This window comes from Massilia sp. Mn16-1_5, assembly GCF_004798585.1.
Taxonomy (GTDB): domain Bacteria; phylum Pseudomonadota; class Gammaproteobacteria; order Burkholderiales; family Burkholderiaceae_D; genus Telluria.
Genome location: NZ_PPXQ01000015.1, coordinates 142,038 through 164,805, shown reverse-complemented (window position 1 = coordinate 164,805; position 22,768 = coordinate 142,038). Strand labels below are relative to the sequence as shown.

Annotated in this window: 18 protein-coding genes and 1 tRNA gene; 10 read left to right on the top strand and 9 right to left on the bottom strand. The window is 65.6% G+C overall.

Features of this window, described 5'->3' with window-relative positions; genetic code table 11:
• Window positions 1–167 precede the first annotated feature (167 nt).
• Window positions 168–1,124, bottom strand: a complete 957-nt coding sequence (locus C2862_RS18575) for a cytochrome c5 family protein (RefSeq protein WP_136221613.1) — start codon at window positions 1,122–1,124, stop codon at window positions 168–170.
• A gap of 217 nt (window positions 1,125–1,341) precedes the next feature.
• Between C2862_RS18575 and C2862_RS18570 the strand changes: the two genes are divergently transcribed.
• Window positions 1,342–1,417, top strand: a tRNA-Arg gene (locus tag C2862_RS18570).
• Window positions 1,418–1,490: 73 nt separating this feature from the next.
• Here the strand turns inward: C2862_RS18570 and C2862_RS18565 are convergent.
• On the bottom strand, window positions 1,491–2,561 hold the full coding sequence (locus C2862_RS18565) for a GNAT family N-acetyltransferase (RefSeq protein WP_168710107.1): 1,071 nt from the start codon (window positions 2,559–2,561) through the stop codon (window positions 1,491–1,493).
• A gap of 420 nt (window positions 2,562–2,981) precedes the next feature.
• On the opposite strand from C2862_RS18565, the gene C2862_RS18560 reads away from it, so the two are divergent.
• From C2862_RS18560 to C2862_RS18535, 6 genes are all read left to right on the top strand, one after another.
• Complete coding sequence (locus tag C2862_RS18560; RefSeq protein ID WP_136221611.1) at window positions 2,982–4,274, top strand: nucleotide sugar dehydrogenase; 1,293 nt, start codon at window positions 2,982–2,984, stop codon at window positions 4,272–4,274.
• Window positions 4,275–4,373: 99 nt separating this feature from the next.
• Window positions 4,374–5,450, top strand: coding sequence for an SDR family oxidoreductase (locus C2862_RS18555; protein WP_229467507.1), 1,077 nt, complete (start codon window positions 4,374–4,376; stop codon window positions 5,448–5,450).
• Window positions 5,451–5,473: 23 nt separating this feature from the next.
• Window positions 5,474–6,877 (top strand): TIGR03013 family XrtA/PEP-CTERM system glycosyltransferase, encoded by a 1,404-nt coding sequence (locus C2862_RS18550; RefSeq protein ID WP_136221609.1) that lies wholly within the window; start codon window positions 5,474–5,476, stop codon window positions 6,875–6,877.
• 57 nt (window positions 6,878–6,934) lie between these two features.
• On the top strand, window positions 6,935–8,992 hold the full coding sequence (gene prsK, locus C2862_RS18545) for an XrtA/PEP-CTERM system histidine kinase PrsK (RefSeq protein ID WP_136221608.1): 2,058 nt from the start codon (window positions 6,935–6,937) through the stop codon (window positions 8,990–8,992).
• A gap of 16 nt (window positions 8,993–9,008) precedes the next feature.
• On the top strand, window positions 9,009–10,370 hold the full coding sequence (gene prsR / locus C2862_RS18540) for a PEP-CTERM-box response regulator transcription factor (RefSeq protein WP_136221607.1): 1,362 nt from the start codon (window positions 9,009–9,011) through the stop codon (window positions 10,368–10,370).
• Entirely contained in the window at window positions 10,367–11,833 is a 1,467-nt protein-coding gene (locus tag C2862_RS18535) for a right-handed parallel beta-helix repeat-containing protein (protein WP_210736058.1), read from the top strand. Before prsR ends, C2862_RS18535 begins: the two co-directional genes overlap by 4 nt.
• Here the strand turns inward: C2862_RS18535 and C2862_RS18530 are convergent.
• The 7 genes from C2862_RS18530 to C2862_RS18500 all read right to left on the bottom strand — a co-directional run bounded on the left by C2862_RS18530 (window position 11,783) and on the right by C2862_RS18500 (window position 18,666).
• Window positions 11,783–12,832 carry a sugar-transfer associated ATP-grasp domain-containing protein gene (locus C2862_RS18530; RefSeq protein ID WP_136221606.1) on the bottom strand — a complete coding sequence of 350 codons (1,050 nt, stop codon included), beginning with the start codon at window positions 12,830–12,832 and terminating at the stop codon, window positions 11,783–11,785. The genes C2862_RS18535 and C2862_RS18530 overlap by 51 nt on opposite strands.
• A 135-nt stretch (window positions 12,833–12,967) precedes the next feature.
• Window positions 12,968–14,353: an FAD-binding oxidoreductase gene (locus C2862_RS18525; protein ID WP_136221605.1), complete on the bottom strand. Its 1,386-nt coding sequence runs from the start codon at window positions 14,351–14,353 to the stop codon at window positions 12,968–12,970.
• 116 nt (window positions 14,354–14,469) lie between these two features.
• Complete coding sequence (locus C2862_RS18520; RefSeq protein ID WP_136221604.1) at window positions 14,470–15,318, bottom strand: hydrolase 1, exosortase A system-associated; 849 nt, start codon at window positions 15,316–15,318, stop codon at window positions 14,470–14,472.
• Complete coding sequence (locus tag C2862_RS18515; RefSeq protein ID WP_136221603.1) at window positions 15,311–16,147, bottom strand: hydrolase 2, exosortase A system-associated; 837 nt, start codon at window positions 16,145–16,147, stop codon at window positions 15,311–15,313. Before C2862_RS18515 ends, C2862_RS18520 begins: the two co-directional genes overlap by 8 nt.
• 7 nt (window positions 16,148–16,154) lie before the next feature.
• The gene (locus tag C2862_RS18510; protein ID WP_136221602.1) at window positions 16,155–16,403 is read right to left on the bottom strand and encodes an acyl carrier protein; all 249 of its coding nucleotides are present in this window, start codon (window positions 16,401–16,403) and stop codon (window positions 16,155–16,157) included.
• Window positions 16,400–17,479: a GNAT family N-acetyltransferase gene (locus C2862_RS18505; protein WP_136221601.1), complete on the bottom strand. Its 1,080-nt coding sequence runs from the start codon at window positions 17,477–17,479 to the stop codon at window positions 16,400–16,402. Before C2862_RS18505 ends, C2862_RS18510 begins: the two co-directional genes overlap by 4 nt.
• Window positions 17,476–18,666: a DegT/DnrJ/EryC1/StrS family aminotransferase gene (locus C2862_RS18500; protein WP_136221600.1), complete on the bottom strand. Its 1,191-nt coding sequence runs from the start codon at window positions 18,664–18,666 to the stop codon at window positions 17,476–17,478. The genes C2862_RS18505 and C2862_RS18500 overlap by 4 nt, the downstream gene beginning before the upstream one ends.
• 160 nt (window positions 18,667–18,826) lie before the next feature.
• Here C2862_RS18500 and C2862_RS18495 point away from each other — a divergent pair, with 160 nt between their 5' ends.
• The 3 genes from C2862_RS18495 (at window position 18,827) to C2862_RS18485 (ending at window position 22,768) form a co-directional block, all read left to right on the top strand.
• Complete coding sequence (locus C2862_RS18495) at window positions 18,827–20,404, top strand: acyl-CoA ligase (AMP-forming), exosortase A system-associated (protein ID WP_136221599.1); 1,578 nt, start codon at window positions 18,827–18,829, stop codon at window positions 20,402–20,404.
• The gene (locus C2862_RS18490; protein WP_136221598.1) at window positions 20,401–21,636 is read left to right on the top strand and encodes a pyridoxal-dependent decarboxylase, exosortase A system-associated; all 1,236 of its coding nucleotides are present in this window, start codon (window positions 20,401–20,403) and stop codon (window positions 21,634–21,636) included. The genes C2862_RS18495 and C2862_RS18490 overlap by 4 nt, the downstream gene beginning before the upstream one ends.
• A 196-nt stretch (window positions 21,637–21,832) precedes the next feature.
• Window positions 21,833–22,768, top strand: a complete 936-nt coding sequence (locus tag C2862_RS18485) for a hypothetical protein (RefSeq protein ID WP_136221597.1) — start codon at window positions 21,833–21,835, stop codon at window positions 22,766–22,768.

The following is a 22,768-nucleotide window of genomic DNA, read 5'->3' as shown; positions in this document are numbered from 1 at the left end:
GGCGCCAGCTCGGCCGCATAGTCCAAGTTAAGTTGAAGAGCCATAATAAAAAACGGATTCATGATTGAACATGAATCCGTTTTAGCTCTTGCGGCGCAGAGATCAATGCCTTAAGTGACTGGCATTAGCCCTCAGGGGCGGTTTCCGGTGCTGCTTATTGCATAAGCTCAACGCGAGGACGCCACCATGAAGTCGACGGCGGCCTTGACATCGGCATCCGGTGCGGTCGAGCCACCCTTCGGTGGCATGACGCCAGCCTTGCCCTGGAAACCCTTGAGCGCGTGCTCGTACAGCACGGCATTGCCTTGCTTGATGCGTGGCGCCCAGGCCGCCTTGTCGGCGAGCTTCGGTGCGCCGGCGATGCCGGCACCGTGGCAGGCGACGCAGGCGCTGTTGTACAGGGCCTTGCCGGCGTCGGCATTGGCGACGGCCGGCGCGGCAGCGGCAGCGGCAGGCGCAGCCGGTGCAGCAGCGGCAGGTGCCGCTGCAGCGTTAGGAGCAGCGGCCGGGGTGGCGCTGGCCGTGCCGGCGACCGGCGCCGCCGTGGCGGCATTCGCAGCGGCGGGCGCGGCGCCGGTTTCGGTGCCGGCGGCAGGTGCGGCAGCGGCAGGGGCGGCTGCAGGAACGGCCGGCTCCTTGAACTTGGCGCCGCTCTGGTTGGCCATGTAGACCACCGCGCGCTCGACTTCGACGTTGTCCAGGTCGGGATTGCCGCCCTTGGCCGGCATCGCGCGGATACCCTCGATCGCGTGTTTCGCCAGCGTGTCGTAACCCTGCGCCAGGCGCGCAGTCCAGTCGCCGGCGACGCCGATCTTCGGCGCACCCGCGGCGCCGCTGGCGTGGCAGGCCGCGCACACGGCCGTGTACACGGCATTACCGGCTTGCAGGACTTTCGGCGCGTTGGCGTCGCGCAAAGTAAAACCTTCTTCGGCCACCGGGCGCAGGCGCTGGGCCACCGCTTCCGGACCGAGGCTGTTGGTGCCGGCCCCTTCGAGTTTGTCGTTGGTGACGAAGGAGACAAGCAGGATGATGCCGATGACGATTACCAGGAAGAAGCCTGCGACCACCCCGATGAGTTGCTTGGGCGTCCGGATAAACGATTGTTCATTGTGTGCGTCGCTCATGATTTCCTTAATACGATTAAAAAAACCTGCTACCCGGCGTTTGTTCTTCCTGCATGACTTTTTGGAAAGGTCCGCCAATCGGCGATTATAGTCTCAAAAGATGCCCCATGGCACATGACTCGGTTGCAACTTCTACTTTCCATGGACGGGGGGCGCGAAAGACTGTATCCTTCGCATCGCTCAGGCGTTTCTTACCGATGCCTGACGCGTCCCCCGTGCGGCTGTAGCTCAGTGGATAGAGTATTGGCCTCCGAAGCCAAGGGTCGCTGGTTCGATCCCAGCCAGCCGCGCCATTCGTACTAAGCTAGTACGAACCTGTTTCCTGCCTTGTTTATCCTTGTCGCGGTCGACTGCGCCACATGCGCATTACAGTGTGATGTAGCGCCGCAGGCGCCCGCCCAGGCTGTTCGCCACGCCCAGCGGCAATTTCTGCCAGGCGCTTTCGATCAGCGGACGCAGGGACGAGGCGCCGCCTTGCGCCGCCGGAGCAGCGATCGCCGCCACCCCTTGCGCATCCCATTCCTTCCAGTCGAGCGCCACCGGCTGCGCGCCCCACTGTTTCTTGAATTTATAGGTGCCTTCGCCGAAGGTCGAGCGGCCGAAGTCGAACTGGCGCACCCCGATCCCGCACAGGTGCGACTGGATCGCCCAGTACAGCAGCATGTTCGGTGCCAGCGAGTTGTAGTCGGCCAGGGTCGAGGCCCAGGGAATGACCGCCTTGTCGCCACAGCGCAGCACCCAGCCGGCGCCGACCGCCTTGCCCTCGTGGCGCACCAGGACCAGGAACATGTCGCCGCCGGCGCTGTAGTGGCGGTGGATCGCGTCGAACCAGGCCCGGCTGTGTGGCGGACTGCCCAGGCGCCGCATGTTGCGGCTGTAGACGTCATAAAAGGCGCCTACCGCCTCGAAACCGGTGACCACCTCCGAGGTCAGCCCGTTCTTTTCCGCCTTGCGCACCTGGCTGCGCAGTTTGGGAGGATAGGACTGCATCAGCGCCGCCGCGCTGTCGGGCAGGCCGAGCAGCATGCGCACCTTGCGGCCCTCCAAAGCACTGTCTTCTTCCGTGCCTGCTGCCGAGCAGCGCAGTTCCAGGCCGGTCGCACCTTGCGGGCCGGCATCGCGGCGGGCGCGTGCCGCCAGCGCGTCGGCGGCCTCGGGCGAGACGGCCAGTGGTCCGCCCAGGTCGCAGAAGGGCAGAGAGATCCAGCGCGGACGCGACAAGGGACGGGCGACGGCGCACAGCGGCAGCATGCCGGCGAGTTCTCCGCCTTGCCTTGCGACCAGCACCTTGCCCGCATAGCCGTAAGCGGTGGCGACGGCGCGGCGCCAGGCCGCCAGCTGATAGGCATTGCCTTCCGAATGCGCACGCACGAAGGCGTCCAGCGCATCGTTGCCGGGGTCGTCATTGTCGAGGTAGGAGAATGTAAGGTCGTTCAAGCGCTGCTCCGGCTGTGGCATCGGTGTTGGTTCCGATACATGGTGGGTCGCGCGAGATTGTAATCGATCGACAACATTTTCCGTCGAAGGCGTTTCAAATGTGTGCGGCGCGCACGATTCATTTTCTAACGGAACTTGTCAGACAGAAAATGCTATATTGCACAGTGTCATGCGGGCGCCAAGGCTTGCTCCCCTGTCGGCAGCGGTTCATGCTCCCTGAATAGGCGGGCGCCGGCCAGCCCGATCACGGCAGAGCACCAAAAAACAACGAACACGGGTGGATGCAAATACAACATCATTCCTGCATCCCTGTTGTTGATGGCGTACAAACTAGGATGCTCGGTTGAGGCAAATCTAGTTCCCATGCTATATTAAATATTGGCATAATTGCAAAATTTTATTCGATAACGGAAGCTGATAATGAAAGCAGATCAGGTCGTCGCGGTAGTAGGACTGGGTTACGTCGGGTTACCGCTGGCAGTGGAATTCGGCAAGAAAGTACGGACGATTGGTTTCGACCTGTCGGCGTCGAAAATCGAAAACTACAAAAAATTCATCGATCCGACCGGCGAAGTCTCGACCGAGCAGCTGCAGGCCGCGCGCCAGCTGGAAGTCACCACGGATGCAAGCCTGCTGGCGCAGGCGGACTACGTCGTCGTGGCCGTGCCGACCCCGGTCGACATCGCCCACAACCCGGATTTCACGCCACTGATCGGTGCCAGCACCACGGTCGGTAAAAACCTCAAAAAGGGCGCCATCGTCATCTTCGAATCGACCGTGTATCCGGGCGCGACCGAAGAAGTCTGCATCCCGCTGCTGGAAAAGCATTCGGGCACGAAGTGGAAAGAGGGCTTCCACGTCGGCTTCTCGCCTGAGCGTATCAACCCGGGCGACAAGGAACACACGCTGACGACGATCCTGAAGGTCGTTTCCGGCGACGACGCCGAGACCCTGGAAAGCGTCGCCCAGCTGTACGAAACCGTGATTACCGCCGGCGTGCACCGCGCGTCGAGCATCAAGGTGGCCGAAGCGGCGAAAGTCATCGAAAACACCCAGCGCGACCTGAACATCGCCCTGATGAACGAACTGGCGATCATCTTCGACAAGATCGGCATCGATACGCTGGAAGTGCTGAAGGCGGCCGGCACCAAGTGGAACTTTTTACCGTTCCGTCCGGGCCTGGTCGGCGGCCACTGCATCGGCGTCGATCCGTACTACCTGACGCATAAAGCCGAGATGGTCGGCTACCACCCGCAGGTGATCCTGGCGGGCCGCCGCATCAACGACGGCATGGCCAAGTTCGTTGCCGAGAAGACCGTGAAATCGATGATTTCCTCGGGCTTCCAGGTGAAGGGTGCGAAAGTCAACGTGATCGGCCTGACCTTTAAAGAAAACTGCCCGGACCTGCGCAATTCGAAAGTGGCGGATATCGTCCACGAACTGCAAAGCTACGGCGTCGACGTGCACGTCTGGGATCCGCTGGCCGACGCCGAGGAAGCCCAGCACGAGTACGGCATCAAGCTGGAAAGCTCCTGGGACGCGCTGCCGAAGGCGGACGCCCTGATTGCCGCCGTGCCGCACAAGGAAGTGTTGGCGATGTCGCTGACCGACTTCCAGGGCAAGCTGAACAACGGCGGCTGCTTCATCGACGTCAAGTCGCAATTCGACGAAAAGGCCATCCGCGAGGCGGGCTACTGCGTCTGGCGCCTGTAAGTCAATGTGCGGGACAAGCCGCCGCCTGAACGCGGCGGCTTCGTGCGTTGTGCACTGTCCGAACCGCGGCGTGCATTAATGAGAAAGTGTTCTGAAACTGTGAATAAGATTCAAGACGTTAGGCAGCAGCTGGGCCAGCAAAGCCATCACTGGCTGGTCACCGGCGCGGCCGGCTTCATCGGCTCGAACCTGGTCGAGGCCTTGCTCAAGCTCGGCCAGCGGGTCACCGGGCTCGACAATTTCGCGACCGGACATCGTCACAACCTGGAGCAGGTGAAAGAATCTGTCACGGAAGAGGCTTGGATGAAATTTAATTTCATCGAAGGCGATATCCGCAACCCGGCCGATTGCGCCCGCGCCTGCGATGGCGTCGATTTCGTCCTGCACCAGGCCGCGCTCGGCTCCGTGTCGCGCTCGATCGACGATCCGGCCACGACCAACGAGGTCAACGTCACCGGCTTCCTCAACATGTTGATTGCCGCGCGCGATGCCAAGGTCCGCCGCTTCGTCTACGCCGCCTCGAGCTCGACCTATGGCGACCACCCGGACCTGCCAAAAGTCGAGCACGTGATCGGCAACCCGCTGTCGCCCTACGCCGTGACGAAGTACGTCAACGAGCTGTACGCGAACGTGTTCGGCCGCACCTACGGCATGGAAACGATCGGCCTGCGCTACTTCAACGTGTTCGGCCCGCGCCAGGATCCGAACGGCGCCTACGCCGCCGTGATCCCGCAATGGGTGGCCGCGCTGATCCGCAATCAGGAACTGCGCATCAACGGCGACGGTGAGACCAGCCGCGACTTCTGCTACATCGACAACGTCGTGCAGGCGAACCTGCTGGCAGCCATGGCTTCCCAGGAAGCCGTGAACCAGGTCTACAACGTCGCGCTCAACGAGAGAACGAGCCTGAACGGGCTGTACGCGATGATGCGCGAGCTGCTGCGCGCGCGCTTCCCGCATGTGGACGCGCACCAGCCGCACTACGTCGACTTCCGCCGTGGCGACGTGCGCCACTCGCAAGCCGACATCGGCAAGGCCGCCACGCTGCTGGGCTATGCGCCCACGCACCGGATCGGCGAAGGCCTGCGCCAGGCCATGGATTGGTATGTCGACGACCTGCAAGGGGCACATGGGACACCCATGTCCAAGGTCGTTTCGGATGTAGCAGCTAAGTAAGTAAAAAGAATCAGGAGGCTGACGTGTTCAGGATTTCTAACCATTACGTGTCGAAGATCGTATCCGTCCTGCTTGTCGTGGAAGTGCTGGTACTGCTCGGCGCCGCCTACGCGGGCGCGGCATTGCGCTACATGGACATCGGCACCACGGTGACGGTGCCGTCGCTCGACCATTTCTTCACCTCGGCCGTCGCCTTCGCACTGGCGATCGTGTTCAGCATGAGCGCGATGGGTATGTACCAGCTCGATTTCGAGGAAGGCCTGCGCCATCCCTTCCTCATGAAACTGATGCCGTCCTTCGTGATGGGCTTCCTGATCCTGACCCTGGTGTTCTACGTCGCGCCCGAACTGTCGTTTGGCCGCAGCATCCTGCTGCTGGTATTCGCGCTGTCGGCGGTCGGCATCTTTGTCGCGCGCATGATCTTCTTTAAAACCTCCGAGGCGCGCTTCCTGCAGTCGCGCATCATGTTTCTGGGGGGCGGAGCCCTGGCCAAGGAATGCAGCGAACTGGCCGAGCGCGCCAACCGCTACCACCGCTACGACATCGCCGGCTTCATTCCCGCCCCGGGCGAGGAACTCTGCGTGAGCCAGTCGAACCTGCTCAAGATGCGCGACGGCGAGTCGCTGGTGAAACTGGCGCGCCAATACAACGTGTCGGAAATCGTGGTCTCGGTCCAGAACCGCCGCGGCGGCTTCCCGATCAAGGAACTGCTCGACTGCAAGCTGCAAGGTTTCAAGGTCACCGACGCCGCCACCTTCTTCGAACGCGAAACCTGCCAGATCCGGGTCGATTCGCTGCAACCGAGCTGGCTCGTCTTCGGCGGCGGCTTCGACCAGAGTTTCGTCCGCATCTTCATGAAGCGCACCTTCGACCTGGTCTGCAGCATCCTGATCCTGGCGCTGACCTTCCCGCTGATGCTGCTGGCCGCGCTGGCCGTGTGGCTGGAAGACCGCGGTCCGGTCTTCTATTCGCAGGAACGGGTGGGCAAGGATGGCAAGAGCTTCTTCGTCCATAAATTCCGCAGCATGCGCGCCGACGCCGAAAAGAGCGGCAAGCCGCAATGGGCGGCGCAGAACGACCCGCGCGTCACCCGCGTCGGCAACTTCATGCGCAAGACCCGGATCGACGAGCTGCCCCAGATCCTGAACGTGTTCAAGGGCGACATGTCCTTCGTCGGCCCGCGTCCGGAGCGTCCCTACTTCGTCGAGCAGCTGATCGAAGTGGTCCCGTACTACAATGTCCGCCACAGCATCAAGCCGGGCATCACCGGCTGGGCGCAAGTGCGCTACGGCTACGGTTCCTCGGCCGAGGATGCGCTGCAAAAGCTGCAGTACGACCTCTACTACGTCAAGAACAACAGCCTGTTCCTCGATTTCCTCGTGCTGATCAATACCCTAAAAGTCGTGTTGTTCCGCAGTGGCCGCTAATCGACGCCGGCGCTTGCGATAATGTTATCTGCCGGGCCCCGCGCCCGGCTTTTGCACATGGATAGTGTCTCTCTCACCAGTATCGCCACCTACAGCTACGGCCTCGCGGCCCTCGGCTTCCTGCTGCTGGGCGTGCCGCTGCTGGTCGCCGCCTGCCTGATCTCGAGCTTCTGGGCCGCCTCGCTGGCCTGGGCCGCCCTTGACTTGCTGATGTGGACCGACCTGTCCGATGGCTTCGAAGTGGCGCGCAACGCCGTCTGGTCGCTGTTCCTCGTCGTGCTGCTGGGCGACTGGCGCCAGGCCGGCAGCCGCCTGCCCTTCAAGCTGCGGCCGACCCTGTTCGCAGCCGCCGTCTGCTACCTGGTCGCGCTGGGCGCCGCCATCCTCGGCTACTGGGACCTGTCACTGGGCAACAGCGTGCTGCCGGTGACGGTGCGCGTGGTGCAGGCCGTCGGCGGCATGCTGCTGGTGGAACAGGCCTACCGCAACAAGACGACCCAGGAACGCTGGGCCATCAAGTTTGCCTGCCTCGGCATCGGCGGCATGTTCGCCTACGATTTTTATTTGTACAGCCACGCGATGCTGTTCCGCGAAGTCGATCCGGACATCTGGGCCGCGCGCGGGGTCGTCAACCTGCTGACGGTGCCGCTGCTGGCGCTGTCGATGCGGCGCGCGAAGTCCTGGCGCTCGCCGCTGGCCGTGTCGCGCCGCGCGATGTTCCATTCGGCCGCGCTGTTCGGTTCCGCCATCTACCTGCTGGCGATGGGTTCGGCCGGCTACTACCTGCGCTATTTCGGCGGCAGCTGGGGCACGGTGATGCAGGTGACCTTCCTGTTCGGCGCGCTGCTGCTGCTGGCCGGGATCCTGTTCTCGGGCACCTTCCGCGCCTGGCTGAAGGTCTTCATTTCCAAGCATTTCTACAGCTACGGCTACGACTATCGCGAAGAATGGATGCGTTTTACGCGCACCCTGTCGGCGGCCGGTCCGAACCTGGGCGAGCGCACCGTGCAAGCGGTGGCCGCCCTCGTCGAAAGCCCGGGCGGCGGGCTCTGGCTGCGCAGGGATGGGACAAACGGCGGCGGCCGCTTCGAACCCGCCGCCGGCTGGGAGGTGCCGCTGCCGGATGTCGTCGAACCCGCCGACTCGGCCCTGTGCCGCTTCCTCGAATCGACCCAGTGGGTGATCGACCTCGACGAATACGCGGACGACCCGGACAAGTACGAGGGCCTGCAATTGCCCGAGTGGCTGCGCGCCTGGCCGCGCGGCTGGCTGGTGGTGCCGCTGATGATGGGCACCGAACTGTTCGGCTTCGTCGTGCTGCAGACTGCGCGCAGCCGCGTCAAACTGAACTGGGAAGTGCTGGACCTGCTCGAGATCGCCGGCAGCCAGGCCGCCAGCTACCTGGCGCAGCAGAACGCGGCCAACGAACTGATGGTGGCGCGCCAGTTCGAGTCCTTCAATCGCATGTCCACCTTCGTGGTGCACGACCTGAAGAACCTGGTCTCGCAGCTGTCGCTGATGAACGCCAACGCCGAAAAGCACAAGCACAACCCCGAGTTCCAGGCCGACATGCTGGAAACGGTGTCCTTGTCCGTGCAGAAGATGCGCCTGATGCTGCAAAAGCTCTCGCGCATCGACGTCGAGGAAAAGCCGGTGCCGCTCGCCGTGGACCAGGTGGTGCGCCAGGCGGTGGCCAACAAGGCGGCCTTCGAGCCGCGCCCGCGCCTGGACGTGCGCGATACCGGCCTGCGCGTGCGGGCCGACCGCGAACGCCTCGAGCGGGTGGTGGGCCACCTGATCCAGAACGCGATCGAGGCCACGCCGAAAGACGGCAGCGTCACCATCGCCCTGCTGCAGGAGGGCGAGACGGTGCGCATCGAGATCACCGATACCGGCGAAGGGATGAGCGAAGAGTTCATCCGCGAGCGCCTGTTCAAGCCTTTCGAGTCGACCAAGTCGGCCGGCATGGGTATCGGCGTGTTCGAAAGCCGCGAATACATCAATGAGCTGGGCGGGCGGCTGGACGTTGTCAGCAAGCCGGCGCTCGGCACCACTTTTAAAGTCATCCTGCCCCTGTACCGGCAGGATGCGCTGCTCGTCGACCGCGCAGCCTGACCGAGGATTTAGCACTGTGACCCAGAACAAACCGAAACTCCTGATCATCGAAGACGACCCGGGCCTGCAAAAGCAGCTCAAATGGAGCCTGGACGCGTATGACGTGGCCGTCGCCGGCGACCGCGAAGCGGCCCTGGCGCAGATCCGCCGCCACGAACCGGCGGTGGTGACCATGGACCTGGGCCTGCCCCCCGACCCGGACGGCTCGACCGAGGGCCTCGCCACCTTGCAGCAGATCCTGGCGCTGGCGCCGGACACGCGCGTCATCGTCCTGACGGGCAACCAGGACCATTCCAACGCCGTGAAAGCGATCGGCATGGGCGCCTACGATTTTCACCAGAAGCCCTGCGACCCCGAAGTGCTGAACCTGGTGATCCAGCGCGCCTTCTTCCTGCACGAGCTGCAGCAGGAAAACCGCCGCATGCAGCGGGAGCAAGCCGATTCGCCGATGGCCGGCGTGATTTCGCGTGCGCCGAGCATGCTCAAGATCTGCCGCAACGTCGAAAAGGTCGCGCCGACCTCGGCCTCCGTGATGCTGCTGGGCGAATCCGGCACCGGCAAAGAAGTGCTGGCGCGCGCCGTGCACGCATTGAGCCCGCGTTCGAAAGAGCGCTTCATGGCGATCAACTGCGCGGCGATTCCCGAGAACCTGCTGGAATCGGAACTCTTCGGCTACGAGAAGGGCGCGTTCACGGGCGCGGCCAAGCAGACCAAGGGTAAGGTCGAACTGGCCCACGGCGGCACCTTCTTCCTCGACGAAGTGGGAGACCTGCCGATGCCGCTGCAGGCCAAGCTGCTGCGTTTCCTGCAGGAGCGCGTGATCGAGCGTATCGGCGGCCACGAAGAGATTCCGGTCGACGTGCGCATCGTCTGCGCGACGCACCAGAAATTGAAAGAGTTATGTGCGCAAGGACGCTTCCGCGAAGACTTGTATTACCGCCTGTCCGAGATCGTAGTGACGATCCCGCCGCTGCGCGAGCGAGAGGGCGACGCCGCCCTGCTGGCTCACCACTTTAAAAACAAGTTCTGCGCCGCCGAAGGCCGTTCGGCGCTGCACTTCGCCCCCGATGCGATCGCCGCCATCGAAGCCTATCCATGGCCGGGCAATGTGCGCGAGATGGAAAATTATATTAAACGCGCCGTGATCATGGCCGACGGGAACACGATCGTGGCCGACGACCTCGGCCTGCCGGGCGAAGGCCTTGAAGAAGAGCCGATCAACCTGCGCCAGGTGCGCGACGAGGCCGAATACAAAGCCATCGTGAAGGCGCTGGCGCGGGTGGACGGCAACATCGTCAAGGCCTCCGAAATCCTCGGCATCAGCCGCCCGACCATGTACGACCTGATGAGCCGTCACAACATCAAGACCGCGGCATGAAGTGGATCGCGGTGCTGGCCGCGCCGCTCCTGCTGGCGCTGGCCGGCGCCGGGGCTGGTCTGGTTTACCTGCAGTCGAAAGGCGCCACGCCGCGCGCGCTGGCGCCCTACCTGCTCAAGCGCACCAGTGGCCATAACGCTTACATCGAAGACGCGGGCCGCGTCGCCTCGTCCACCTTGCTCGCGCTCGACCGCGGCAAAGCGGCCCCATATGCGCCACCGCCGCTGATCCTGGGCGCGCAGCCGGAAGGCCCGGCGGCACCAAGCGGGCGCGAACGCCTGGTCGGCTCGATCGACGAAGCGCGGCGCGCGATGGCCGAAGCCGTGCCGGGCGAGGTCATCACGTTCCTGCCGGGCGATTACGTATTGCGCAGTACCGTGTATGCAAGCCGGCCGGGCAGCGCCGCGGCGCCGATCGTCGTGCGTGCGGCGCGTCCCGGCACGGTGACCATTGCAGTCCAGGCCAACGAAGGTTTTACGGTGACGGCGCCCTGGTGGCGTTTCGAGAACCTGGGCCTGCGCGGCGCCTGCCGCCACGACGACTACTGCAACCACGCCTTCCACGTGGTCGGCGGCGCCCATCACTTCGTTGCCCGCAACAACACGATCAGCGATTTCAATGCCCATTTTAAAATCAATGGCAACCGCTCCGGCTTTCCCGACCATGGCCTGATCGAAGCAAACACCCTGGCCAATACGGCGCCCCGCAAAACGTCGCGTCCGGTCACGCCGATCGACCTGGTCGCCGCAAGCGACTGGACCATTCGTGCCAACCTGATCCACGATTTCGTCAAGGCCTGGGGCGACCGCATCAGCTATGGCGCATTCGCCAAGGGCGCCGCCGAACGCACCGTCTTCGAGCGCAACATGGTGTTGTGCGAAGCGGCGCTCAGCGGGCAGCCGGGACAGCGCATCGGCCTTTCCTTTGGCGGCGGCGGCACCGGCAAGCGCTACTGCCGCGACGCGCGCTGCATCACCGAGCACGCGGGCGGCAGCATGCGCGCCAACCTGGTGGCCGGCTGTTCCGACGTCGGCATTTATCTGAACAGCGCGTCCGGCACGCAACTGGTCGACAATACGGTGCTCGACACGGCCGGGGTGCAGGTGCGCTTCCCGACCAGCAGCGCTACGCTCGCGGGCAACCTGGTCGATGGCCCCCTGCGCGCAGACGAGGGTGGCGTGCTGCGCGGCGAGGACAATCTGTCGACCGCGATCCCCTGGCTCTACCTGGGACGCCATCCGCAGCGCAGCCTGTTCGCGGATCCGGCACGCCTGGATTTGCGCTGGCGCGACGATGCGCCACAGCGCAACGCGGGCGCGCCGGCACCCGGCCTCTGTGAAAGTGAGCGAGGCAAGCAACGCGCCTACGGTGCCTTCGACGAATTCAAGCGCTGTCTTGGCGCAGCGCGCCAATCAGGGACGCTGGCTCCAGGGACCGCTGCGGGCGAACCAGCGGTGCAATAGACTGCGGGGAGGCGGTTCCCGAAACACCTTCCACCAGGTCGCATCGGCGACGCCCCGCCCGGATGCGAGCTGCAGCACGTCGACGTCGCCACCGGAATTAACCTCGATGGTTTGCGGACCTTGCTCCGTAAACGCGATGTCCCAGGACTGGTATTTAATGCCCGGGAACAGCGGGGCCGCGCGAATGCACATGTCCTTCGCCCGCTCCCAATCGGGCAAGGCGAATCCGATGATCTGCTCGCCGGTGTCCGGATGCGTGGCGATGGTGTCGAGCCGGGTCTTGTTCTTGCCGATCACGTTCGAGACAATGCCGGTGTCGATCTCGATGGCGCCGAGCAGGTTGCCCGATGCCCCATGCTGGAAATTGTCGACCATGTTCTTGCCGGCGGGGATACGCAGTGCGGCGCGATGGACAAGGGGCCCGTCCTCGGTCACCAATACGACGATCCGTGCCGTTGCCAGGCGGGGGCCGAAGCGCGCGGCGATCTCCGGGTGCGGATGCGCCACGGCTTGCAGCACGATCCCCTCGAGACAGAGCCAGCGTTCGAAGTATTGGGCGACAGGAATTGTATTCCCGTTGCGCAGCAGTAGCATCCCATCGGCATAGCCGTCCACCCAAATCGAACCGGCGCCGGCGTTGCCGGCGATCGGCTTCATAAACAGCGGGAACTCGGCTTGTGTTTCGAGATAGGCCGATACTTCCTTGACGGATTTGAGCGCGGCGGCGCCGGGAAAACCGCGGGCCGGATGCCCGACCGCCTTGATTTCCGGGAAGGGGAATTGGTGCAGGTACAGGATGCTGTACGCGATCAGCTTATCCCGGGTGAGCGCCTGGGAGCGCAAATCATTGTTCGAACTGATCGCCGTCGTTGAATTACCTCCAAGGAATTCAGCTTTTTCTTCCCAAGTGCGGCCTTCGAGCTGATAAAGGTCGTATTCGGCTGGCGTCAGACGATTGGGCGGCCGCCGCAGCTGTGCCATTTCATAGGTGCGTTTCATGTGCCTATATCCCGGTCCTGATAGACCGCCATACTAATTCAGTCAGCAACCATTTGTCCACACGCTACGACGACAGCAAGTCCATACTGGCTCACCAGCTGCGCGGTCGGTGCCGCCCAGTAGGGCGGCTGAAGCTCAGGCCGGCAGGATGTTCTGGTTCGCGCGGAACAGGTTTTGCGGATCGTACTGCGCCTTGACCTGGCGGAGCCGCGCGTAGTTCGGACCATAGGCTTCGGCGATGCGGTCGACCTCGTCCTCGTTGAGAAAATTGATGTACACGCCGCCGGCCGCATGGGGCGCGGCCGCTTTAAAAAATTCGCGCGCCCAGGCCAGGCAGCTTGCATCCTCGCTTGGCGTATCCCAGCGCGTGTGCACGTTCATCGCATACAGCGCCTTGCGGTGCGGGTAGGCCGTCTCGTCGGGCGGGCGGGTATTCGCCGCGCCGCCGATCAGTCCCAGGAAAATCTCGCTTTGCGTGGACGGCAGCCTGCCAGCATAGTCGACCACGACGTCGATGGCGGCATCGGACAAGGTATTGAAATTGTGCGACTTCCAGTAATTGCGCGCCGGCGGCACGAGTAGCGGATCGAAGGCCTGCTGCCAGGCGGCGTAGGGCACGGCGCCCACGTGTTCGCCGATCGGGGTGCCGAAGCCGCGCACGGTGGCCAACGCGTCCTGCACCTGGTCCACGGGCTGCGGCGAAAAGAAGGCGAGCGCCACGATCCCGGTGCCGTGCACGGATTCGGGCAGGAAGGGCAGCGGCGGCGCGCCGCGCAGCACGGCCCAGACCGAGATATTGTCGTCGAGCGCTTCGACGTAGTCGCGGTAGCTGCGCAGCAGGGAGCGCGCCTCGGCGAACGGGAACACGATCAGGCCGGCGGTCACCAGCGGGCCGACCTGGTGCAGCGCGAACTCGAAGGTGGTCACCACGCCGAAGTTGCCGCCGCCGCCGCGGATGGCCCAGAACAGGTCGGGGTGGTGGTCGCGGTCGATGTGCAGGCGCTCGCCGCCGGCGGTGACGATGTCGGCTGATACCAGGTTGTCGACGGCCATGCCATGCTTGCGCGTCAGCCAGCCGAAACCGCCGCCGAGGGTCAGGCCGCCGACGCCGGTGGTCGAATTGATGCCGAGCGGCGTGGCCAGGCCATAGGCCTGGGTTTCATGGTCGACGTCGCGCAGCAGCGCGCCGCCCTCGACCCAGGCGCGCTGCTTGTGCGGCGCCACCTGTACCGAGCGCATGCCTGACAAGTCGATCACCAGGCCGTCGTTGACGAGGGCGCTGCCGGCGATGTTGTGGCCGCCGCCGCGCACCGCCAGCGGCAGGCCGCGCTCGCGCGCGAAGTCGACGGCCGTGCGCACGTCGGCCGCCCCGGCGCAGCGCACGATCATGGCCGGGCGCTTGTCGATCATCGCATTCCAGATTTTACGGGCCTGCTCGTAGTCCGCATCCTGCGGCAGCAGCACGCTCCCCCTCAGGCTGCCTTGCAACACCTCCTTCTCGCTGCGTTCGACGGTGTCCATCACCTACCTCCGCATTGGTTCGTTGACGAACTTTCAGGATAGGGGAGTGGAGAAGAGATGCAAGCGAGGTCGGCGCCCGCCAGCGGACGCTGCGCAGCAGCAGCCCAAGGTCTTGCTTACCAGCTGCGCAGCCAGTCGCGCGTCCAGCTCGATACCTGGTCCTGCCAGGGCCGCCTGGAAAAGGTGTGGTCGGCCTTGTCGATCTGCTGGCGCGTGAAACGCGGCGTGCCCAGCAATCGCTGCCAGGCGCCGGGGCGGCTGGAGAGATCGGCGAATTCCTGGGCCGTCAGGTCGGCGCCGCTCAGCACGACCAGCACGCGGCCATGAAAACCGGTCAGCGCGCCGTGCATGCGTTCGGGCAGGGGCGCACTGTCGTTGCTGTCGCCGGCGCCGCGGTTCGGACTGAAGGCTTTACCGACGTTGTCCCACAGCGAACTGACCGAGGCCTTGACGTCGAACTCGCCCTTCTTGATCTTGTTCCACAGGCGCGGGTCGAACAGGCGGTCCTTGTAGTAATGCTTGATGGTGGCGCGCGCGGCGCCTTCCTCGGTGCGCACCCAGGGATTCAGTAACACCAGTCCGGCCACGCGCGCATCCTGCGGCGCGTACAGCGCGGCGGCCGAGGCGCCGTCGCACAGGCCCCACAGCACCACTTCGGTCATGCCCGGCACCTCGGCCATAAAGCGGTCGATGGCGGCGCGCAGGTCCGCGTCGACGTTCTCGAAGGTCTGCAGGTCTCCTTCGCTGTCGCCCATGCCGCGGTAGTCGAAGCGCATGGCGGGGATGCCGGCGGCGGCCAGGTCGCGCGCGAGCAGGGTGAACTGGCGGTGGCTGCCGGCGCGGTATTGCGGGCCGCCGACGACGATCAGGACGCCGCGGCGCGCGGCGCTGCTCGCCTGCGGCAGGCTCAGGATGCCGTACAGCCAGGCGCCGCGGCAGGCAAAAGCGAGGGCGCGTTCAGTCATCGGCTTTCTCCAGGCTGGCGAGCGTGGCGTCCAGCAGGGCGGGGCAGTCGACCGTTTCCGGCGCGGTCCAGAACTGGGGGCCCTGCACCGTCTGCACGTCGACCCGGCTGCCCTGCAATCTCCAGGTATCGGCCACGCGCACGGCGGCCGGCGGCAGCGGGCGCCCGGCGGTCGCCGTGACTTCGAACCAGCTGATCGGACAACGGGGGCCGAGCGCGCGCGCATCGGCCGCGTCCAGGCCGGCGGCCAGTTGCGGGTTGAGCAGGTAGCCGGCGATCTCGAGCGACTCGCCGGCGGCCAGTGATTCGCGCAGGAGTTCGGTGCCGCCGCTGTCGCTGCCGCCGGCCAGCAATTCGCCGGCCAGGCGCAGGCGCAGGAAGCCGTTCAGGTAGCCGGACCCGTTGGTGACCGGCTGCCACAGCAGCAGGCGTTCAGGCGGCACGGCGGCGGTCTGGGCGTGCACCACCGCGAGCAGGGCGCCGACGCGCAGGCCCATCAAACCGGCCGTGCGTCCCAGGCGCTGTTCGATCCAGGCGCGGCCAGCTGCGATATCGCGCAGCCAGCCGTCCCAGCTGGCGTCGCCGAAATCTCCTGCACTGTCGCCACAGCCGTGCAGGTCGAGCAGCAGCACGCCAACACCTTGCGCGGCCAGGGCGCGCGCGCCCAGCGCGGCCATGCGGCGCGAACGGTTCATCTCTTCGGCAAAGGGGTGGACGTAGACCAGCGCGCCGCGGCATTCGCCTCTTGGGGCGTGGTACAGGCAGAAGCGCTGCCCGTCGGGCGTGTCGAGGAAGAACGCGTCAGCGTGCGCGTGGCCGGGGAGCTCCATGCCTGGTTTATTCCGCGCGCTCAGCCACGAAGGCAGCCAGGCTGCCGAGGGTGGCGAAGGTGCTGGCGCTGATATCGTCGTCGTCGACCATGATCCCGAAATGCTCTTCCAGGGCGCCGATCAGGCTCACCACCGCCATCGAGTCGAGCTCGGGCAGGCTGCCCAGCAGCGGCGAATCGGCGTCCAGCGATTGTCCGGCCGGACCCAGGTTCAGCACGTCGATCAGGAGGGTTTTGACTTCTTCAAGGTACTTCATAGGCTTGTCGTCGTAGTGTGGGCCGCAGGTGAGCTCGTCCTGGAACGCGCCTGGGAGCGGGCTTCCAGCAGCCCATGCAGGCGGGCCAGTCCCGGCCAGCGGTAATAATTGACATGGTACATAGTGCGTACCTCTTCCGTCCAGCGTGTATGCCACTCCATCACGCGGCCGTAGAATTCCAGGCGCGTAAAGCGCCCCGCCTCGAACAGCTTGCGGGTGGCTTCCTCGCGCATCAAGAGGGTGGGCGACAGGTTCGAGGGCACGCTTTCGTCGTAGGCCGTTTTGAGCACCACGATGCTGTCGCCGTCCTCGACGCACAGGTCCATCGCCACCAGCTGCTCGCCGAAATAATAGCGGTAGACGCTCGCGGCGCCGTTTGCCGCCATCCCTTCGAGCATGGCGCGGTAGTAGCGGCCCTGGGCGTTCTCGCTGCTCACGGCCGTCCCTTCGCTGCCCTTCCAGCCCGCCGTTTCCAGGCGGCCGTAGTCGCTGACCGCCTGCGCCATGGCGGCTGGAGCGCGGTCGACAACCATGCGCGTCGTGACGCCTTCGCGTTCCAGGCGTGCACGCTGCTTTTTTAAATTGCCGCGCAGGTTTTTGCCGCGCGCGTTCCAGTAATCGTCGAAGGAACCGTCGAGCGTCACGCGCGCCGTATCGATGTAGTCAAGGGTGCGGGTCAAGGGGCCATCCTGCGGACGCGGCGACAGGTGCGGATCCATCTGCGTCAGCGCCAGCAGCAGCGGAAAGCCGGGCAAGGTGCCGAGCAGGCTGCGCGCGGCGGTGGCCGTGTCCAGGCCTTCTTCCTGCAGCCACAGCCCGACTGGCGCCTGCGCCGGCTGAAAGGTGCTCCAGGCGCCGCGCCGGCTCGGGTGCACGATCGCCATCGCGCGGATCCTGCCTTCCTCGCGCAGGCAGGCCAGCAATTCGTCGCCGCGCCCGAAGGACGCGACCAGGGGCGCAACAAAAGCCGCGGCCAGCAGGGACGAGGCCTGCTGCGGGGCCAGCGCGGCGTGCAGCCGCGACCAGTCCTCGGCGTGGCGCGCGAATTCGCGTGCGGGGCGCAAGGTCCAGCTCATGCCGTCACCGCCTCGCGCAAGCTGGCCGCAAGCCAGCTCATTTCCACTTCCGTCAGCTCCTGGTGGCAGGGCAGGGCCAGCACGTGCGTGGCCAGCCGCGCGCTGTTGGCGCAGGTGCTTGCGTCGACGCCGGGCCAGGGCGGCGTGCCGAAGCGGGTCAGCGGCACGCCGCGCGTTTTCAAGCGCGCGAACAGGGCGTCCGGGTCGTCGGCCAGCAGCGGGAAGACCCAGGGGCAGGCACCGTCAGGCAGGCGTGGATGCAGCGGGCGCACCCCGGGCAGATCGCGCACAGCCGCTTCCAGGCGCGCGTAATGGCGGCGGCGCAGCGCAGCGATGCGGCCCGGCGCGGCCAGTTTCAGCATGGCGCGCGCGAACAGGGACGAGCGTTTATCCAGCCAGTTGGGGTCGAAATTGAAACTGCTGTCGGAGGAATCGGGTGCCAGCATTGGCGCCGCGCCGCCGCCCCGGCGTTTTTTTAGTAAGCCCCACACCGCGCTCTTTGCGCGCAGCGGCAAGCGCAAGGCGGCGCGCACGGCCGGCAGGCGGCCGTAGGCGAAACCGCGCTCGAGCGAATTCAGGGCCACTTTCAATTCAAAACCGGCGCCGGCCGAGCGCAGCACGACCTTGTTCAAGGAGTGCCGTGCCGAGACCAGCGCGCCGCCTTCGTAAATCGGCAGGAATTTCATGCTGCTGGCGATCGCGTAATCTCCCCATGCGCCGACCGGGCGGCCATCGCGCTCGCCGATGAAACAATGGGCGCAATCCTCGATCAGGGCGACCCCGCGCGCGTCGCACAGGGCGCGAACCGGCGCCAGGTCTTGCGGGAAGCCGAAATAATGGGTGACCATCACGGCGCGCACGCCGGGCGTCATTTTCTCCGCCAGGTCCTCGAGGTCGACCGCGGCGTCGGCGCACACCCGGTAGAACACGGGTTCGGCGCCGCGCCACAGCACGGGCGGCACCATCGAGGCGCTGTGGTAGGCGGGCACCAGTACGCGTTCTCCTGCCTGGACGCCGAGTTCGCGCAAGGCGAGCGCGATCGCGACCCGGCCGCTCGTCACCAGGCGGACTTCGCCTGCGTCGAGCACGGTACGTACGGGAGCGTTGTGCGCGCGCCGGAACGAGGACGCCGACAGGATCGGCGCCAGCGGAATCAGGGGCCGGCCGGGAGTAGGGTGCGCAAGCATCCGGCCAGTATAAACCGGGTGTTGAAAAATTTGCCACGAGACATCCCTCATTGCCGCGCAAGCGCGCCGAATCGGCAGGGCAAAGCGGCGCCAAGCTGTTAAGATTGCGGGCTGTGCGGCCAGGCCGCGCTCCTGCATCGATCCCGTAGCGACTCCGACCATGACTGAGCTGATCCACGATTTCCTTTTCGCTTCCGCGCGCCGCAGTCCGCAGGCGGAGGCGCTGGTATATGGCGCCGTGCGCCTCGACTACGCAGCCCTGGCCGCGGCCGTCGAAAGCGCGGCCGGCGCGCTGATCGGCGCCGGCGCCAACCCGCGCGAACGGGTCGCCGTGTTCCTGGAAAAGAGAATGGAGAACGTGGCCGCGATGTTCGGCGCGGCGCTGGCCGGCGCCGTGTTCGTGCCGGTCAATCCGCAACTGAAACCGGAACAGGTGGCGCACATCCTGGCCGACTGCAACGTGCGGATACTGGTCACCTCGCCCGAACGGCTGCTGCAGCTGCGCGAGGTGCTGGCCGGCTGCCCGGACCTGCGCACGGTGTTCGTCACCGGCGCCGCGCAGCCCGCCGACGGGCTGGAGGTGCGCGCCTGGGCCGAGGCGCAAGTGGCGCCTGCGGCAGGCGTGCTGGCCGCGCGCCGCCCGATCGATGCCGACATGGCCGCGATCCTGTACACCTCGGGCAGCACCGGCAAGCCGAAAGGCGTGGTGCTCTCGCACCGGAACATGGTGGCCGGCGCCCACAGCGTCAGCAGCTATCTGGCCATCACGCCGCAGGACCGCATTTTATCCGTGCTGCCGCTCAGTTTCGACTACGGCCTGAGCCAGCTGACCTGCGCATTTTTAAAAGGCGCGACGGCGGTCCTGATCAACCACCTGTTCGCGAAAGACATCCTGAAAGCCGTGGTGGAAGAACGCATCACCGGCCTGGCCGCGGTGCCGCCGCTGTGGTTTCAATTGGCGCAGCTGGCCTGGCCGGCCGATTGCTCGCTGCGCTATCTCACCAATTCCGGCGGCGCGCTGCCCACGGCGACGGTGGCCAGCCTGCGCGCGGCGCTTCCGCACGCCGAGCTGTTCCTGATGTACGGCCTGACCGAGGCGTTCCGCTCGACCTATCTGCCCCCGAGCGAACTCGATCGCCGGCCGGAGTCGATGGGCCGCGCGATCCCGAACGCGCAGGTGCTGGTCGTGCGTCCCGACGGCACGCCCTGCGCGCCCAACGAACCGGGAGAACTCGTGCACCGCGGCGCGCTCGTCGCGCTCGGTTACTGGAACGATCCGATCAAGACCGCCGAGCGCTTCAAGCCGGCGCCGGGCCAGGATCCGGCGCTGCCGCTGGTCGAGATGGCTGTCTGGTCGGGCGACACGGTGCGCATGGACGAAGAAGGCTACTTGTACTTCATCGGCCGCAACGACGACATGATCAAGGTCTCCGGCTACCGCGTCAGCCCGCTGGAAGTCGAGGAAGTCGTGTACGCCAGCGGGATGGTAACGGAGGCGGTCGCCTTCGGCGTGCCGCATCCGCAGCTGGGCCAGGCGATCGTGCTGCTGGCGCTGCCGAAAGAGGAGGATCTCGCTACGGGAGCCCTGCTCAAGCACTGCCAGCGCCACCTGCCGGCCTGGATGGTGCCGGGCCACATCGCCCTGCGCCATGAAGCCTTCCCGCGCAACCCGAACGGCAAGATCGACCGCAAGCTGCTGCAGCAATCGTTTATCACCCTGTTTGAGAGCGCCGTATGAATGCAAAACCGGTCCACGCCGCCCAGACCCTGTTCCCGGTCGAGGACGACTGCCTGCTGGTGGGCGGCATCCCGCTCACGCGCCTGGCGCAGCGCGTCGGCAGCACGCCCTTCTATGCCTACGACCGGCGCCTGCTGAGCGAGCGCGTCGCGCACGTGCGCGCGCACCTGCCGCCAGCGGTCGAACTGCATTTTTCGATGAAGGCGAACCCGATGCCGGCCCTGGTGCAACACATGGCGGGGCTGGTCGACGGCATCGATGTCGCTTCCGGCGGCGAGCTGAAGGTGGCGCTCGATACCGGGATGGCCCCAAGCCGCATCAGCTTTGCCGGTCCCGGTAAATCCGAGGCCGAGCTGACCCGCGCGGTGGCGGCCGGTGCCGTCGTCCACGCCGAATCCGAACGCGAGCTGCGCCTGCTGGCCCGCATCGGCGAGCAGCTCGGTGTCAAACCCCTGCTGGTCCTGCGCATCAATCCGGACTATGAACTGAAAGGCTCGGGCATGCGCATGGGCGGCGGCGCCAAGCAGTTCGGCATCGACGCCGAAGACGCGCCGCGCCTGCTCGGCCTGTGCGCGCAGCTCGGCCTCACCGTGCTCGGCTTTCACATCTTCAGCGGTTCGCAAAGTTTAAAGGCCGAGGCGATCGTCGAGGCCCAGGCCCAGACTTTTACCTTGGCCCGTGAATTGGCCGGGCAGACGCGCGACCCGGTGCGCATCCTGAACATCGGCGGCGGCTTCGGCATCCCGTATTTCCCGGGCGAGGCCGCGCTCGACCTGGCGCCGATCGGGGAAGCGCTGGCCGCCGCGCTGCCGGGCGTGCAGGCAGATCTACCGGTCGCCCAGGTGTCGATCGAACTGGGGCGCTACCTGGTGGGCGAGGCCGGGGTCTACGTGGCGCGCGTGATCGACCGCAAGGTTTCGCGCGGCCAGGTCTTTCTTGTCACCGACGGCGGCCTGCACCACCACCTGGCCGCTTCCGGCAATTTCGGCCAGGTGATCCGCAAGAACTATCCAGTCGCAATCGGCAACCGGATGAGCGCCTCTCTCGAGCGCGAAACGGCCTCCGTCGTCGGCCCGCTGTGCACGCCGCTCGACCTGCTGGCCGAGCGCATGGAGCTGCCGCAAGCGCAGGTCGGCGATCTGGTGGTGGTGTTCCAGTCGGGCGCCTATGGCCGCTCGGCCAGCCCGCAAGGTTTTCTCAGCCATCCGGAAGTGCCGGAAGTGCTGGTCTGAGCCGGGACGCTGGTAGGCCAGGGCATGTTCAATCGTGCGATAAATTTCTTTAATTTGCGTTAAATTAATTGTTGCACGAAAATAAACGAAGTACCATGCTCGACCTGCGGCGGCTTCCAGGCGTATCCAGGCGTTTCACACGTCGTGCGGCGCGCCTCGCGGAACGGAGCGGATGCGGCCCCCAGGATTGACGACCATGCTAGCGCAACACACATCCAGTTTCGATTTCCGTTTGTCAGACCAGCTTGGGCACGCGCTTGCGCTGTGCGGACGCTACCTGCCCGACGCGCCGGCGCGGGTGCGCGCTTTTCTGGCGCAGTGGAGCGATCCGCCGCCGTATGGGGGTTTCAAGGCTGTTCCGCAGCCGGCGCGCGCGCTCTACGCGGACGTGCTGGCGCAGTGCGGCCAGGACGGCGCAGCGGCCTTCCTGCTGGCCTGCCTGCTGAGCGCCGTGCGCGATGCGCTCGAGGCGCCGCTGCTGGCGCGCCTGCCGGCGCGGGTGCGTGCTCACCAGTTGCGCCAGTTCGCCCGTATCGCCGAACATGGCGAAGGCTTCCTGCCGTATTGCCTCCTCGACGGCGACGTGTTCCTGAAGGAATTCGGCCTGGCAACACTGCGGCTGTATGCGGGAGCCTCGAGCGTGATCGATCCGCGTTCCGGAATCGGGCGCTCGCTGCTGTTCAAGGGCGGCGCGTCGGAGCTGCCGAGACGTGCCTGGCTGATCGCGCGCGCCGGCGGCTTCAAGCCCTATTTCGAGATTCACGTCCACAAGTTGTACCAGGACGAATTCAATGAGGAAGGCCGCAACGAGTGCTACCGCTGTTGCGCCGATCTATACGCGCTGCATCCGGAAGTGCTGGGCATGATCGCCGGCAGCTGGTTCTACGATCCCGCCGTCGAGTTCATTAGTCCGCACCTGGGCTACTTGCGCAAGGTGCCCGAAGCGGGCGGCGCGCGCGCGCTGTTCGTGTCGCACGACGAGCAGGCGGTCAAGAACGCCACGGCGACCTCGGAAAAGCGGCGCGCGCTGCACGCGGCCGGCCAGTACCAACCCGCGTCCTGGACCCTGGTGTGGGCCAAGCGCGACCAGCTGGCCTGGTCGCGCCGGTCCGACGTACAAAATAGGAAATGA

Excerpts from the sequence above, each read along its gene's own strand:
- C2862_RS18575 (WP_136221613.1), bottom strand. The coding sequence starts at position 1,124 with ATGAGCGACGCACACAATGAACAATCGTTTATCCGGACGCCCAAGCAA.
- C2862_RS18560 (WP_136221611.1), top strand. The coding sequence starts at position 2,982 with ATGAAAGCAGATCAGGTCGTCGCGGTAGTAGGACTGGGTTACGTCGGG.
- prsK (WP_136221608.1), top strand. The coding sequence starts at position 6,935 with ATGGATAGTGTCTCTCTCACCAGTATCGCCACCTACAGCTACGGCCTC.
- C2862_RS18535 (WP_210736058.1), top strand. The coding sequence starts at position 10,367 with ATGAAGTGGATCGCGGTGCTGGCCGCGCCGCTCCTGCTGGCGCTGGCC.
- C2862_RS18530 (WP_136221606.1), bottom strand. The coding sequence starts at position 12,832 with ATGAAACGCACCTATGAAATGGCACAGCTGCGGCGGCCGCCCAATCGT.
- C2862_RS18525 (WP_136221605.1), bottom strand. The coding sequence starts at position 14,353 with ATGGACACCGTCGAACGCAGCGAGAAGGAGGTGTTGCAAGGCAGCCTG.
- C2862_RS18520 (WP_136221604.1), bottom strand. The coding sequence starts at position 15,318 with ATGACTGAACGCGCCCTCGCTTTTGCCTGCCGCGGCGCCTGGCTGTAC.
- C2862_RS18515 (WP_136221603.1), bottom strand. The coding sequence starts at position 16,147 with ATGGAGCTCCCCGGCCACGCGCACGCTGACGCGTTCTTCCTCGACACG.
- C2862_RS18510 (WP_136221602.1), bottom strand. The coding sequence starts at position 16,403 with ATGAAGTACCTTGAAGAAGTCAAAACCCTCCTGATCGACGTGCTGAAC.
- C2862_RS18505 (WP_136221601.1), bottom strand. The coding sequence starts at position 17,479 with ATGAGCTGGACCTTGCGCCCCGCACGCGAATTCGCGCGCCACGCCGAG.
- C2862_RS18500 (WP_136221600.1), bottom strand. The coding sequence starts at position 18,666 with ATGCTTGCGCACCCTACTCCCGGCCGGCCCCTGATTCCGCTGGCGCCG.
- C2862_RS18495 (WP_136221599.1), top strand. The coding sequence starts at position 18,827 with ATGACTGAGCTGATCCACGATTTCCTTTTCGCTTCCGCGCGCCGCAGT.
- C2862_RS18490 (WP_136221598.1), top strand. The coding sequence starts at position 20,401 with ATGAATGCAAAACCGGTCCACGCCGCCCAGACCCTGTTCCCGGTCGAG.
- C2862_RS18485 (WP_136221597.1), top strand. The coding sequence starts at position 21,833 with ATGCTAGCGCAACACACATCCAGTTTCGATTTCCGTTTGTCAGACCAG.